General features: G+C 73.2%; 9 protein-coding genes. 2 read left to right on the top strand and 7 right to left on the bottom strand.

What is annotated here, in order from left to right; translation table 11 throughout:
- Window positions 1–119: 119 nt before the first annotated feature.
- Window positions 120–635 (bottom strand): transcriptional regulator NrdR, encoded by a 516-nt coding sequence (gene nrdR, locus ACZ6ZI_RS11310; protein ID WP_363052522.1) that lies wholly within the window; start codon window positions 633–635, stop codon window positions 120–122.
- Between the two features lie 471 nt (window positions 636–1106).
- Here nrdR and lexA point away from each other — a divergent pair, with 471 nt between their 5' ends.
- Window positions 1107–1898, top strand: coding sequence for a transcriptional repressor LexA (gene lexA, locus ACZ6ZI_RS11305; RefSeq protein ID WP_363052520.1), 792 nt, complete (start codon window positions 1107–1109; stop codon window positions 1896–1898).
- Window positions 1899–2013: 115 nt separating this feature from the next.
- Here the strand turns inward: lexA and ACZ6ZI_RS11300 are convergent, their stop codons facing one another.
- The 4 genes from ACZ6ZI_RS11300 to ACZ6ZI_RS11285 form a co-directional block, all read right to left on the bottom strand.
- Window positions 2014–3984: an ATP-dependent DNA helicase gene (locus ACZ6ZI_RS11300; protein ID WP_469518778.1), complete on the bottom strand. Its 1971-nt coding sequence runs from the start codon at window positions 3982–3984 to the stop codon at window positions 2014–2016.
- Window positions 3985–4128: 144 nt separating this feature from the next.
- Window positions 4129–4803, bottom strand: a complete 675-nt coding sequence (locus tag ACZ6ZI_RS11295; RefSeq protein WP_469518776.1) for a GNAT family N-acetyltransferase — start codon at window positions 4801–4803, stop codon at window positions 4129–4131.
- 30 nt (window positions 4804–4833) lie between these two features.
- Complete coding sequence (locus ACZ6ZI_RS11290) at window positions 4834–6729, bottom strand: IucA/IucC family protein (RefSeq protein WP_469519569.1); 1896 nt, start codon at window positions 6727–6729, stop codon at window positions 4834–4836.
- A gap of 697 nt (window positions 6730–7426) precedes the next feature.
- Entirely contained in the window at window positions 7427–8752 is a 1326-nt protein-coding gene (locus ACZ6ZI_RS11285) for a diaminobutyrate--2-oxoglutarate transaminase family protein (protein WP_469519566.1), read from the bottom strand.
- A gap of 604 nt (window positions 8753–9356) precedes the next feature.
- Between ACZ6ZI_RS11285 and ACZ6ZI_RS11280 the strand changes: the two genes are divergently transcribed.
- The gene (locus ACZ6ZI_RS11280; RefSeq protein WP_469518775.1) at window positions 9357–10541 is read left to right on the top strand and encodes a trypsin-like serine peptidase; all 1185 of its coding nucleotides are present in this window, start codon (window positions 9357–9359) and stop codon (window positions 10539–10541) included.
- A gap of 154 nt (window positions 10542–10695) precedes the next feature.
- Here ACZ6ZI_RS11280 and hflX read toward each other — a convergent pair whose 3' ends face one another.
- Window positions 10696–12201, bottom strand: coding sequence for a GTPase HflX (hflX, locus tag ACZ6ZI_RS11275; RefSeq protein WP_469518773.1), 1506 nt, complete (start codon window positions 12199–12201; stop codon window positions 10696–10698).
- 172 nt (window positions 12202–12373) lie between these two features.
- On the bottom strand, window positions 12374–13906 hold the full coding sequence (locus tag ACZ6ZI_RS11270) for a M1 family metallopeptidase (protein WP_469518771.1): 1533 nt from the start codon (window positions 13904–13906) through the stop codon (window positions 12374–12376).
- Window positions 13907–13971: the final 65 nt, after the last annotated feature.

Here is a 13971-nt window from a genome sequence, read left to right as displayed (position 1 = left end):
ATCGGGCGAAAACGCCCTAAAGTGCCAGCGTTATTCCACGGGCACGGTGTGTGTCTTGTATCTACGGATCTCGCCCTGACGACTACCGGTGACGGCCGCGCTGCACTGCGGCCGTCCGGTCAGTCGGCGGCGGAGGCGGGCACGGGGACGACCGAAGGGGTCCCTCCGTGCTCGCACTCGTGAGAATGAGGCCGCGGCTCGCGCAATTCGGCGATGGCGGTCTCGAAGTCTTCAAGGGTGTCGAACGCTTTGTAAACGGATGCGAACCGCAGGTACGCGACGAGGTCGAGCTCCTGCAACGGGCCGAGTATGGCCAGACCCACGTCATGGGTGGTCAGCTCGGCGCTCCCGGTGGCGCGCACCGCCTCCTCGACCCGCTGGCCGAGCTTGGCGAGGGCGTCCTCGGTGACCGGTCGCCCCTGGCACGCCTTGCGGACGCCGGAGATGACCTTGGTGCGACTGAAGGGTTCGGTCACGCCGCTGCGCTTGATGACCATCAGCGAGGCCGTCTCCACCGTCGTGAAGCGACGGGAGCAGTCGGGGCACTGACGGCGCCGGCGGATCGACGTGCCGTCGTCCGTGGTCCGGCTGTCGACGACGCGACTGTCGGGGTGCCTGCAGAAGGGGCAGTGCACGGTTCCCTCACCCTTCGTTTGGCACGACCGAATCACCCCACGGAGCCCCTGAACGGCTGAGGAAAATCTCTGCCGGGGGCTCGTGGAGCAGCCACCAGCATATGCGATGTCGGAGACCTCGGCAGACCCGACGACCACAACTTCTGGGTGGCAGCGCTCATCCAACCACTAGATCTTGGGTTGGACGGGATTTTCGCCACTCCGCGTGTCGCGGTGCCCGACGGGCGGTCACAGGCCTCGGGAGTGCCACACTGGGCGTCCCGGGCAGGGCGGCGATCCAACCCGGAAGGGTACCGTAAACAGCACGGGCGGAGCCGAACCGGCGTTCGGGCGACCACCTGTCCATACACCCACCGCTCTAACCCAGGTGGGCGATCCGCGATTTTTCACTCGAACGTGTGTTTGGCGCAACCTTTCGAAAGCTACTACCGTTGTCCAGCCAGGGAGAACATTTCGAGAGGGGCCGCCGACGTGACCACCACCGCAGACAGTGCCACCATCACTGCCCAGAACCGCTCCCAGAGCCGACTCGAGCCGGTGCATGCCATGAATGACGCAGGTCAGAATCCGGAGGCGGATTCCGTACGCCCCGCGCGCTCGCTGCCAGGTCGACCTCCAGGCATCCGCGCCGACAGCTCCGGGCTCACGGACCGGCAGCGGCGGGTCATCGAGGTCATCAGGGACTCCGTGCAGCGTCGGGGTTACCCGCCGTCCATGCGGGAGATCGGCCAGGCCGTCGGCCTCTCCAGCACCTCGTCCGTCGCGCACCAGCTCATGGCCCTGGAGCGCAAGGGCTTCCTACGCCGCGACCCGCACCGCCCCCGGGCCTACGAGGTGCGCGGCTCCGACCAGCCCAGCTCGCAGCCGACCGACACCACCGGCAAGCCGGCGGCCTCCTACGTCCCCCTCGTGGGCCGGATCGCGGCCGGCGGCCCGATCCTCGCCGAGGAGTCCGTGGAGGACGTCTTCCCGCTCCCCCGGCAGCTGGTCGGTGACGGCGAGCTGTTCGTCCTGAAGGTCGTCGGCGACTCGATGATCGAAGCGGCCATCTGCGACGGCGACTGGGTCACCGTCCGCCGCCAGCCCGTCGCGGAGAATGGCGACATCGTCGCCGCGATGCTGGACGGCGAAGCCACGGTCAAGCGCTTCAAGCGCGAGGACGGGCACGTGTGGCTGCTCCCTCACAACGCCGCCTACCAGCCGATCCCCGGCGACGACGCCACCATCCTCGGCAAGGTCGTCGCGGTACTGCGCCGGGTCTGACCCGTCGCCCCTCAGCCAGCTCCGGGACCCACTGCGCCGGTCCCGGAGCTGTTCCATGTCCGGGACCGGGTACGGACGGCCGGGCCCACCGCGGCGGGCACGTCGCCCCTCCCCGCTACTTGCCGTCCGCCTTGGCCGAGGCGTCGATCGCGGCCAGGGAGCGGCGTACCTGATTGCGGTCCGTGGTGTACCAGAAGTCGGGCAGGGTGGCCTTCAGGAAGCTCCCGTAGCGGGCCGTGGCCAGCCTGGGGTCCAAAACGGCCACGACGCCCCGGTCGCCGGAGGCCCGGACGAGCCGGCCCGCACCCTGGGCCATGAGCAGGGCCGCGTGGGTGGCGGCGACCGCCATGAACCCGTTGCCGCCGTGTTCCTCCACCGACTTCTGCCGCGCGCTCATGAGCGGGTCGTCGGGGCGCGGGAACGGGATCCGGTCCATGATCACGAGCTGGCAGCTGGGGCCCGGGACGTCCACGCCCTGCCAGAGGGAGAGCGTCCCGAACAGGCAGGTCCGCGGATCCGCGGCGAAGGTCTTGATCAGCTCGCCCAGGGTTTCCTCGCCCTGGAGCAGGATCGGGTTGTCGAGCCGGCCCCGGAGCTCCTCGGCCGCTGCCTTGGCGCCGCGCATGGAGGAGAAGAGGCCGAGGGTACGACCGCCGGCGGCTTCGATCAGCTCGGCGAGCTCGTCCATCATGTCGCCGCGGGTTCCCTCGCGGCCGGGGGTGGCCAGGTGCCTGGCGACGTAGAGGATCCCCTGCCTGGGGTAGTCGAAGGGGGAGCCGACGTCGAGGCCGCGCCACACGGGCACGCCCTCTCCCTCGACGCCCTCGGCGGACAGGCCGAGGGAGGCGGCGACGCCGTTGAAGTCGCCGCCGAGCTTGAGGGTGGCCGAGGTGAGGACCACGGACCGGTCCTCGAACAGCTTCTCGCGCAGCAGCCCGGACACGGAGAGCGGGGCGACCCTCAGCGTGGCCCCGAACCGGTCGTGGCGCTCGTACCAGACGACGTCGTACTCGGAGCCGTTGGTGATGCGCTCCGCCACGGCGTGGACGTTCTCCACGGCCGCCAGCGCCTGCTTGCGCACGGCGTCCTCGTCGTGGACGGACTTGTCGCGGGTGGCCCCGATCGCGGAGATCACGTTGCGGGCGGCGTCCCGCAGGGCCATCAGCGCGTACCCGAGGTCTTCGGGGATCTCTTCGAGGCGGCCGGGCAGCGCCAGCTCCATGACCCGCTCGAAGGTCTCGGAGGCGGTCTGGAGGGAGTCCGCCGTCTTCTCGTCGACCAGTTTCGCGGCCCGCTTCACGGCCCGGTTGACCTGGCCCGGCGTCAGCTCTCCGGTGGCGACGCCGGTCACGCGCGAGACCAGTTCGTGGGCCTCGTCGACGATCAGCACCTCGTGCTGGGGCAGGACGGGGGCGCCCTCGATGGCGTCGATGGCGAGCAGCGCGTGGTTGGTGACGACGACGTCGGCGAGCTTGGCCCGCTCGCGGGCCGCCTCCGCGAAGCACTCGGCCCCGTAAGCGCACTTCGTGGCGCCGAGGCACTCCCGGGAAGACACCGAGATCTGACCCCAGGCCCGGTCCGAGACACCGGGCGTGAGGTCGTCGCGGTCGCCCGTCTCCGTCTCGTCCGCCCAGTCGCGCAGCCGCAGCAGGTCCTGGCCGAGCTTGCTGGAGGGGGCGGCCGCCTCGAACTGGTCGAAGAGCCCCTCCTCCTCGTCCTGCGGGGCGCCTTCGTGCAGGCGGTGCAGGCAGAGGTAGTTCGACCTCCCCTTGAGCATCGCGAACTGGGGGCGGCGGCGCAGCTGCGGGTGCAGCGCCTCGACCGTGCGCGGCAGGTCGCGCTCGACCAGCTGGCGCTGGAGGGCGAGCGTCGCGGTGGCCACGACGACGCGCTCACCGTGGGCGAGGGCGGGCACCAGGTAGCCGAGGGACTTGCCGGTGCCGGTGCCGGCCTGGATCAGCCGGTGGGAGTTCTCGTCGATGGCTTCGGCGACGGCTTCGGCCATGGCCACCTGGCCGGGCCGCTCCGTACCGCCGACGGCGGATACGGCGGCGTGCAGCAGGTCGGGGAGGGAGGGCTTCGTCATAGCAGGACCAACCCTACGGGGCGCCGGTGACAGTGGCGGACCGTCCGGGCGAAGCGACCACGATCGGGAACTTTCCTGCGCGACGCAGAGTTTTCCCTGTGTGAAGCGCTCACGTCCACCGCGTGAGCGGGAGCGGGGCGGCGATCAGAGGAGGTTGCGCAGCGCCCGGTCCCGAATCATCAGGGCGGCGCGCTTCTCGGGGAGGTCGAGTTCCGCGGCGTAGCGGAATCCGGCGGTCAGGAAGGCTGATACGGAGGGGGTGTTGCGGATGTCCGGTTCGGCGATGACGCGGGCGCAGCGGGGCCGGTTGTCGAGGACGAGGTCGGCGACGGCGCGCAGGAGCGTGCCGCCGAGACCCCGGCCGCGGTTCGTGCCGTCTCCGATGAGCAGGTGGATACCGGTGTCGTCGGGGCGTGCCGGGTAGTGCAGGGCGATCGGGTCGTGGGCGGCCCGGTAGATCTCCCAGTAGCTCATCGGGGTGCCGTCGAGGAGACCCAGGCAGGGGATGCTCCGTCCGTCGCCGCCCAGTTGGGTCCGCAGGTGGGCGGCGGTGACGGCGGCGGGCCCGTCGAGGTCCCAGTAGGCGGCCACCTCGGGGTCGTTCATCCAACGGACGAGGAGGTCCAGGTCGCGGTCGGGTCGTACGGGCTGCAGCCGGAAGGCTCCGGCCGGGGTGGCGACGGTGCCCCAGCCGGCCGGCGAGTCGAGGAGGTCCGCCTCGGCGAGCAGGGGCAGCAGGTCGGGGGTGAGGCGGGGCCCGGTGGTCCCGTGGCGGGTGGCACCGGGGACGAAGCCGGTGGTGGTGTCGGTGGGGGGCATCGGGCTCTTCTCCGGATCCTTGGGAGCGCGTCAATCGTGAAGGGGGTTGGCGATGGTGACGTAGACGGACTGGGTGGCGACCGGGCCGACCAGCTCGTCGAGTCCGCCCAGGCGGGTGAGCAGGTTCGCTTTGCAGCGCAGGGTGGGTGAGTCGAGGAGTCGGGCGGGGACGGGGCCGAGGGCCGCGGCCTTGCCGAGGAAGCGGCGGAAGGCGGCGAGGAGGACTCGTTCGTCGGCGAGGCGCTGGGATCCGAAGGCCCCGATCAGGCCGAGCACGTTGTTGATGCCGAGGTAGTAGGTGAAGCGTTCGTCGGTGACGGCGTCGGGGACGAAGGTGTCGCTGGCGGCGCCGATGCCGGGGAGGCGTTGTTCCAGCTCCTCGCGTCGGGAGTCGCGGAAGTAGTAGCCCTGGTTGTCGCGGAAGCGACCGCCGACGGGCCAGCCCGCCGGGTCGAGGAGCACCAGGGTGTTCTGTTGGTGCGCTTCGAGGGCGATGCCGGCGAGCGCGTCGAAGGCGAGGACCGGCAGGACGACGTGGTCGAGGTAGCGCAGGAACCACTCGGCGGCCACGGCGGAGGTGGGCCGGCCGGTGGTGCGCGACAGGCGGTCGACGGTGTCGGCGAGGAGGGAACGCATCGTGGTCCGGCCGGGCCACGGCCGGAGGGAGGTCAGTGCGGCGACGCAGACGGCGTGGTCGTTCGAACGGAAGGGGTTGTGACGCAGCAGGGCGTCGAGGCCGGGCACGGGGGTGCCGTCGGGGGCGTCGACGGCGACCCAGGCGGGATCGCGCACGATGTCGAAGCCGGGGTGGAGGGCCTGCCACTGTTCCGCGAGGCCGGTGCGGAGCAGGCGGTGGACCTCGACGCCGCGGTGGAGTTCCTTGCGGAGGTTCTCGCGGCGGCTGTTGGTGATGCGCAGGCCCAGGGAGAGCTTGAGCATGGCCGGCGCGTCGGGGTGGTGGACGGTGCGGAGGGAGGAGGTGGGATACCAGGGCGAGCCGTGGGGTCCCAGGTCGGTGAGGACTCCGGCGTCGCGGAGGGCGGCGACGGCGGGGCGTCGAAGGAGGTCGCGTGCCTGCCAGGGGTGCAGGGGAAGGGGGGTGGCGCCGGCGGGCAGCGGGAGTCCGGGAGCGAGCCGGGCGAGGAGTTGCGCGGCGGAGACGGGGCGGCCTCGTTCGGTCCAGGCGGAGTCGGTGGCGAGGGCGGTGGGGGCGACCGCGACCCAGTGCAGGAGGAAGGAGCCGTGGAGTTCGGGTGAATAGTGGCGTACGTCGGCTTCGGAGAGTCCTTCGCGGCTCTTGGGATCGGGCTGGAGGGGGTGGCCGAGGAGGAGGGACTGTTCGGCGCTGAGGAAGCGGTCGCCGGCGACAGGGGCGGGTGCGGTGGGGCGGGTGCGCCGGTCCGCGATGAACTCGGTGGTGCGGCGGACGGAGTCGGCGACGCGCCCGACGAGGTCGGCTCCGCCTCGGCCGGTGCCTTCGCGGGCGATGAGGGACGCGAGGGTGACGGCGTCGACGGCCGGCGCGTGGGCGGGGGCGCCTTCGAGTCGGGCGGGGGCGAAGCGGTGCCAGCCCGTCGGGGACCAGTGACGGACCGGAACCAGCAGGGTGGCCCCGGACGCGGGGAGGGGGATGCGGAGCAGCGTTCCGACGGGCCCGTCGGGGCGGCCGATGCCGCTTTCGCGGACCCAGCACCGCAGCAGGTTCTCCACCGTGGCGGCCTCGGCGGCCACGGCGGGGTCGATGTGGTCCAGCAGGTCGGGCAGTGCGGCCGGTTCGGGGCCGACCGGGCCCACCCCGCCCACGCGGGGCCTGGGGGTGCCGTCCTTCTGCCGGGGGACGCTGCCCGGCGGGACGGTCTCGGCCGGACGGGGTGCGGGCGCGGGGTGGGACCGGCCGTCGTCGACTTCCGCCGCGGGCTCGGGCAGCTCCCGGGACAGTCCGGTGCGGGGCCTGTGCCCCGGGACGGGCGGCGGGAACAGCGGCGCCGGCCCGGTCTGCCGGGAGCGCGGGGCCTCCCCCGGTGTGGGCGGGAGCGGGGCGGGGAGGGCCCCGGGGGTGTCGGGATGGGGGGCCGCCGCGGCCGGGCCCGGCCCGGCGGGTCGCGCCGACCCGGGCGGCGGGCTCGCGGTGCCCGGGCCCGGGGCGGCGGCGCCTGGGGCACCGGGCAGGGCGGCGGCGCCTGGGGCACCGGGCAGGACGGCGGTTCCTGCGTCGGCCGGGCGAGGGGCGGCCGGGCAGGGGGTGGCGGTGCCCGCGTCGGCCGGGTGCGGGGTGGTGGGGCTCGGGGCGACGGTGCCCGGGGTGACCGGGCCCGGCCCGGCGGGTCGCGCCGGCCCGGGCGGCGGGCTAGGGGCGACTGTGCGCGGGGTGCCGCGGCCCGTCGTGGCGGTGCCCGCGTCGGCCGGGGGTGGGGTGGCCGGGCTCGGGGTGGCGGGGCGCGGGGGGACCGGGGCGGTGGCGTGCCCGGGCACGGAGGCGGGCGCCACCGGTCGGGCCTCCCCGGAGGGGGAGGCCGCCGGGCCCGGCTCGGGGTGGGGGTGGGGGGCGGAGGGGGTGGTTCTGTCGGGGGTGGTGGGGGTGGGGCGGGGGGAGGAGGGGTCGGGCATCGGGGAGGTCCTTCGCTCAGTGGGGCCGGCGGACTGCGGCGGGGACGGCGTCGGCGAGGCGGTCCAGGACGGCGGCGGCCTGTTCGTCGGTGATGGTCAGCGGCGGCAACAGGCGCAGGACGGCGGCGTGCCGGCCTCCGAGTTCCACGATCAGCCCGCGGTCCAGGCATTCCCGGCGCACGGCGGCGGCGAGGCCGGGTGCGGCAGCTCCGGTGGCCGGGTCGATCAGTTCGAGGCCGATCATCAGGCCGCGGCCGCGGACCTCGCCGACGCACGGCTGGTCGGCGGCCAGGCCGCGCAGGGCCGTCAGCATCCTCGCGCCGAGGGTCGCCGCCCGTTCGGCGAGGCCGTTGCGGCGGACGTAGGCCAGGGTGGCGGTGCCGGCGGCCATGGCGAGCTGGTTGCCGCGGAAGGTGCCGGCGTGGGCGCCGGGGGCCCACACGTCCAGCTCGGCGCGGTAGACGATCACGGCGAGCGGCAGGCTGCCGCCGATGGCCTTGGACAGGACCATGACGTCGGGCACCACCCCGGCGTGGTCGACGCCCCAGAAGGCGCCGGTCCGGCCGACGCCCGTCTGTACCTCGTCGGCGATCAGGGGGATGCCCCGCCGGGCGGTGATCTCGCGCATCCGACGCAGCCAGTCGTCCGGGGCGGGGATGACGCCGCCTTCGCCCTGGACGGGTTCGAGGATCATGCCGGCCGGAGGCGCCACCCCGCCCTTGGGGTCGTCCAGCAGGTTCTCGGTCCAGGCCGCGGCCAGCCGGGCGCCCTCCTCGCCGCCGACCCCGAAGGGGCAGTGGCGGTCCTGCGGGTACGGGAGCCGTGTCACCCGTACGTCGGTGGCCCCGCCGGAGGCGGCCAGGGCTCCGCTCGTCATGCCGTGGTAGGCGCCGGTGAAGGCGAGCAGCCCGTCGCGTCCGGTGGCGGCGCGGACCAGGGTGAGGGCGGCTTCGACGGCGTCGGTTCCGGCGGGGCCGCAGAACTGGACGCGGGCGTCGGCGGCGAGGGCGGGGGGCAGGTTGGCGAACAGTTCGGTGGTGAAGGCGTCCTTGACCGGGGTCGCCAGGTCCAGGACGTGCAGCGGGGCGCCCGAGTCGAGGACCTTGCGGACGGCTTCGAGGACGACGGGGTGGTTGTGGCCGAGGGCGAGGGTGCCGGCTCCGGAGAGGCAGTCGAGGTAGCGCCGGCCGTCGGCGCCCTCGATGGTCAACCCCCGGGCGCGTACAGGGACGATGGGCAGCGAGCGGGCGTACGTCCGTGCCGCGGACTCCCGCTGGGCCTGGCGGCGCAGGATGCTTTCCGCTGAGGCGGGTTCGCGCCCGCGGCCCCCCTGCGGCGGCACGTGCGCCGGCGCGGCGTCCGCCCCGGGGACGGGCGCGGCGAGGCGTGAGGGGGCGGGGGGCGAGGGGGCCAGGGGTGAGGCGGCCGGGGGTGAGGGGGCGGGGGCGGCCTCCGGGCTCGGGCCCCGTTCCCGTCCGGTTTCCCACCCGGTTTCCCGTCCGGTCTCGCGCCCCGGGCCGAGTGCGGCGCCGGGTGCCGATTCCGGTTCGGGGTCGCGCTTCGGCTCCGCCGGCGGTGGGATGTGCGCCGCGGCTGCGGACGGCTCGGTCAAGGCCACGACTGTCGGTCCTCCCGCACGGTCTTCATCTTCCGGATTGCGCCTCGAACATGAACGCTCCTGCGCCGTCCCCCGTACGTACCAACGACGGGGGCGGCGGTGGATCACGGGTCGGCCGAAGATCCTTGCCCGCGGCGGGATCCGCGGGTGGGTCCGCCGGTGCGTTCCCGGCCGGCCCGCCGGGGGCTCGGCCGGTCGTGGCGGGGAACCGCGGACCCGGGGGTGGCCGTCCTATCCGGCGGCGGCATAGTGGGGTGCTGCACACCGCCACGGGCGACACCGTCTCGAAACCGCCTCAACACCTCGAAGCACCAGGGGGACTTACGACATGCGACCGAACCGACCGGTCACCGCGATCCTGTGCGCGTCCGCGCTCGCGCTGACCGCCGCGGCCTGCGGACCCGGCGACGGCGAGGCCGGCAAGGGCGGCGATTCCAAGCCGACCGTGGCCGCGCCCCTGCCGTCCGGCGCCGCTGACGGCGTCCAGATCCCGCAGGAGCTCAAGGACAAGCTCAAGCAGCACGGCTTCGACCTGGAGAAGTGGAAGGGGGGTGCGTGGAAGAACTGGAAGAAGGAGGACTGGCTCCGCGAGGCGGGCGACTACGTCAACCCGATCATCGAGGGCCTGTGGGACCCGGACCGCATGCGTGACGCCGAGCAGCCGCAGCGTCCGGCGGTGGACCCGGACGCGGGCAAGGACCAGGGCGTCACGGACCCGACTCCCGCTCCGGTCGCGGCCAAGCCCGCCGTCGCCCCGTACCACTCCAGCGTTCCGGCGTCCGGGAAGGTCTTCTTCGACGGCCCCGAGGGCTCGATGGTGTGCTCGGCGACCGTGGTGAAGGACCCGGCGCGTCCGGGGAAGTCGAACATGGTGTGGACCGCGGGGCACTGTGTGCACGCGGGCAAGGCCGGCGGTTGGTACCGCAACATCGCCTTCGTCCCCTCGTACAACAACGCGGGCAAGCAGGCCGCGGACCTGAAGGGTGCCCCGCGCGAGCAGGTGGCCCCGTACGGCGTGTGGTGGAGCGACTGGGCGCAGACGTCGGACCAGTGGATCGCGACGGGTGGTCCGACGGGTGGCGCAGGTGCCCCGTACGACTTCGCGGTGTTGCACGTGACGCCGGAGAAGGGCAGCACGAAGTCGCTGGAGGAGACGGTCGGTACGGCGCTGCCGGTGGAGTTCAACGCGCCGGCGGTGGCGAAGATCGCCGGGATCACGGCGACGGGTTACCCGGCGGCGGCCCCGTTCGACGGTCAGAGGGCGTTCCAGTGCGCGGACAAGCCGGGCCGGTTGGCGCTGAGCCAGGCCGATCCGGTGATGTACCGCATCGGGTGCACGATGACGGGTGGTTCGTCGGGTGGCGGTTGGGTCGCGGCCGGTGCCGACGGCAAGCCGGCGCTGGTGTCGAACACGTCGATCGGCCCGGCGAAGGCGGGTTGGTTGGCCGGTCCCCGGCTGGGTCCGGAGGCCAAGGGCATCTACGACGCGGTGAGCGCCAAGTTCAAGCGGTAGCAGTAGCGGTGGCAGAAGTGCCGGTGGTCGCAGTGCCGGGGCCCGGTCCCCGGCACCGCGACGGTACGGATGCGTGACGAAGGCCCCCCGCGGTCGCGGGGGGCCTTCGTCGTGTCGGTCGCGGCGCCGGGCCGGGCGGCCGGCCTCGGCTCCGTCAGTGCTTGGCGGGCACGTACGGCGCCAGGTCGGCGGCCAGTTCCGCGTGGACGCGCGCCTTGAGCAGGGTGCCCTCCGGGGTGTGCTCCTCGGAGATCACCTCGCCCTCGGCGTGGGCCCGGGCGATGAGCGCGCCGTGGGTGTAGGGCACGAGGGCCTCCACTTCGACGGCGGGTCGCGGGAGCTCGCTGTCGATGAGCGCCAGCAGTTCCTCGATGCCCTGGCCGGTGCGTGCCGAGACGGCGATGGAGTGCCGTTCGATGCGCAGCAGGCGCTGGAGGACGAGGGGGTCGGCGGCGTCGGCCTTGTTGATCACGACGATCTCGGGCACGTTGACCGCGCCGACTTCGCGGATGACCTCGCGTACGGCGGCCAGCTGCTCCTCCGGTGCGGGGTGCGAGCCGTCGACGATGTGGAGGATGAGGTCGGAGTCGCCGACCTCCTCCATCGTGGAGCGGAACGCCTCGACGAGGTGGTGGGGCAGGTGTCGGACGAATCCGACGGTGTCGGCCAGGGTGTAGACGCGGCCGGACGGGGTTTCGGCGCGGCGGACGGTGGGGTCGAGGGTGGCGAAGAGCGCGTTCTCGACCAGGACGCCCGCGCCGGTGAGGCGGTTGAGCAGGGAGGACTTGCCGGCGTTGGTGTAGCCGGCGATGGCGACCGAGGGCACCTTGTTGCGACGTCGTTCCTGCCGCTTGATGTCGCGGCCGGTCTTCATCTCTGCGATCTCGCGGCGCATCTTCGCCATCTTCTCGCGGATGCGGCGCCGGTCGGTCTCGATCTTGGTTTCACCGGGTCCTCGGGTGGCCATGCCGCCACCGCCGCCGCCACCCATCTGCCGGGACAGCGACTGGCCCCATCCGCGCAGGCGCGGCAGCATGTACTGCATCTGCGCGAGTGCGACCTGGGCCTTGCCCTCTCGGGACTTCGCGTGCTGGGCGAAGATGTCGAGGATGAGCGCGGTGCGGTCGACGACCTTGACCTTGACCACGTCTTCGAGCGCGATGAGCTGGCCGGGGCTGAGCTCGCCGTCGCAGACGACGGTGTCGGCGCCGCTCTCGAGGACGATGTCGCGCAGTTCGCGGGCCTTGCCGGAGCCGATGAAGGTGGCCGGGTCGGGCTTGTCGCGTCGCTGCATGACGCCGTCGAGCACGAGGGCACCGGCCGTCTCGGCGAGGGCGGCGAGCTCCGCGAGGGAGTTCTCCGCGTCCTGGACGGTGCCGGAGGTCCAGACACCGACGAGGACCACGCGCTCCAGGCGGAGCTGGCGGTACTCGACTTCGGTGACGTCCTCGAGTTCGGTGGAGAGGCCGGCGACGCGGCGCAGGGCCGCGCGCTCGGAGCGGTCGAGCTGGTCGCCGTCCCGCTCGCCGTCGATCTCGTGGCTCCAGGCGACGTCCTCTTCCATCAGGGCATCGGCCCGAAGGCTCTCGGTGAAGCTCTGCGGGTCGCGCACGTTCTGCGCGTCCTGCGGGTCCTGGGAAGGGGAAGAAGAGGAGGTCATTGGATCCTTAACGTCGATTCGATGGGTTCGCGCCGGCCAGGGCCAAAGGTACCGCCGGGCGTGACATAACGCTGACACGTCCAACGCGTCGCCCGGTCCGGAGATTCCCCGGACCGCCCCGGCGGCCTCGTCGATGGTGTCATGCCCGTTCCTCGCCCGTCATACCGTTTTCCTACGGCTTCCCGTCGGCCGGGGCCGGGACGGCGGCCGGGGCCGGGACGGGGGCCGGGGCCGGGACGGGGGCCGGGGCCGGGGCGCGGGTCTTGGCGGGGGCGCTCCATTCGGGGTGTCCGGGCATCTCGGGGGTGGTGGCGCCGTACAGCCAGGGGTCGAGGAAGGCCTTGAGGTCGCGTCCGGCCTCCTGGGAGGCGAGGCGTACGAAGTCGTCGGTGCCGGCGACGCCGTCCTTGTGCTCGGCAACCCAGCGTCGCTGGACGCGTTCGAAGGCCGGGGTGCCGATCTCCTGGCGGAGGGCGTAGAGGATCAGGGCGGAGCCGTCGTAGACGACGGGGCGGAAGAGTCCGATCTTCTCGCCGGGGGCGGCGGGCTTCGGGGCGGCCGGGGGGCCGCCGGCGGCGCGCCACTGGTCGGAGCGCTGGTAGGCCTCGCGCATGCGGCGTTCGAGGGGGTACTTGCCGAGGCCGTCGGCGTAGAGGGCTTCGTACCAGGTGGCGTGGCCCTCGTTGAGCCACAGGTCGGACCAGGTGCGGGGGCTGACGCTGTCGCCGAACCACTGGTGGGCGAGTTCGTGGACCATGACGGATTCGACGTACCAGTCGGGGTAGCCCTCCTCGGTGAACAGTGCGTGTTCGAAGAGGGACAGGGTCTGCGTCTCCAGCTCGAAGCCGGTCCGGGCGCGGGCGATGAGCACGCCGTAGTTCTCGAAGGGGTAGCGGCCGATGCGGTCCTCCATCCACGTGACGTGGCCGGCGGTCTTCTTCAGCCAGGGTTCCAGCTTCTCGCGGTCGGCCTCGGGGACGACGTCGCGCAGGGGCAGGCCGTGGGGGCCGGTGCGGTGGAGGACGGCGGAGCGTCCCACGGAGACCTGGGCGAGTTCGGTGGCCATGGGGTGGAGGGTGCGGTAGGTCCACTCGGTGGCGCCGCCGGCGCGGGCGGCGGGCAGGGCGCCGGGTACGCCGTTGGCGACGGCGGTGAGTCCGGCGGGGGTGGTGATGCGGAAGGTGAACCAGGCCTTGTCGGCGGGGTGGTCGTTGCAGGGGAAGACGCGGTGGGCGGCGTCGGCCTGGTTGGCCATGGCGAGGCCGTCCTCGGTGACGACCCAGCCGCCGTCGCTCGCCCGGCCGCGGGGGTCGCTGGTGTGCCGGACGGTGATGCGCAGCGGTGTGCTCGCGGCGACGGGGTGGGCGGGGGTCAGTACGAGGTCCTCCCCGACGCTCTCGAAGCGCGCGCTCTCCCCGTTGATCTCGGCGGAGGCGACGGTGCCGTGGGTGAAGTCGAGGTTGACGCGCTCCAGCGGCGCGGTGCTGCGGGCCTCGATGACGGTGACGGCGTCGAGGGGGCTGCGGTTGTCCTTGTACGTGAGGGAGAGGTCGTACGAGAGGACGTCGTAGCCGGGGTTGCCGAGCTCGGGGAACAGCGGGTCGCCGATGCCCAGGGGCTTCGGTGGGGGCAGCACGGCGGCGACGAGGGTCAGGGAGGCCGCGGCGAGCAGGGCTGCGCGCAGGCGCGGGGAGGTCAGCTGCATCCACCACCGCTTATCAGCGTCGGGGTCGGGCTCGTGCGCGGCGCGCGACGGGGCCACCCGAACGG

The organism is Streptomyces sp. NPDC103540 (assembly GCF_055584445.1).
This window is presented reverse-complemented; position numbering and strand designations above follow the sequence as displayed.

Bases quoted from the DNA above. Each gene is read 5' to 3' on its own strand.
- ACZ6ZI_RS11270 (WP_469518771.1), bottom strand. From the start codon at position 13,906: ATGCAGCTGACCTCCCCGCGCCTGCGCGCAGCCCTGCTCGCCGCGGCC.
- ACZ6ZI_RS11295 (WP_469518776.1), bottom strand. From the start codon at position 4,803: ATGCCCCCCACCGACACCACCACCGGCTTCGTCCCCGGTGCCACCCGC.
- hflX (WP_469518773.1), bottom strand. From the start codon at position 12,201: ATGACCTCCTCTTCTTCCCCTTCCCAGGACCCGCAGGACGCGCAGAAC.
- ACZ6ZI_RS11300 (WP_469518778.1), bottom strand. From the start codon at position 3,984: ATGACGAAGCCCTCCCTCCCCGACCTGCTGCACGCCGCCGTATCCGCC.
- ACZ6ZI_RS11280 (WP_469518775.1), top strand. From the start codon at position 9,357: ATGCGACCGAACCGACCGGTCACCGCGATCCTGTGCGCGTCCGCGCTC.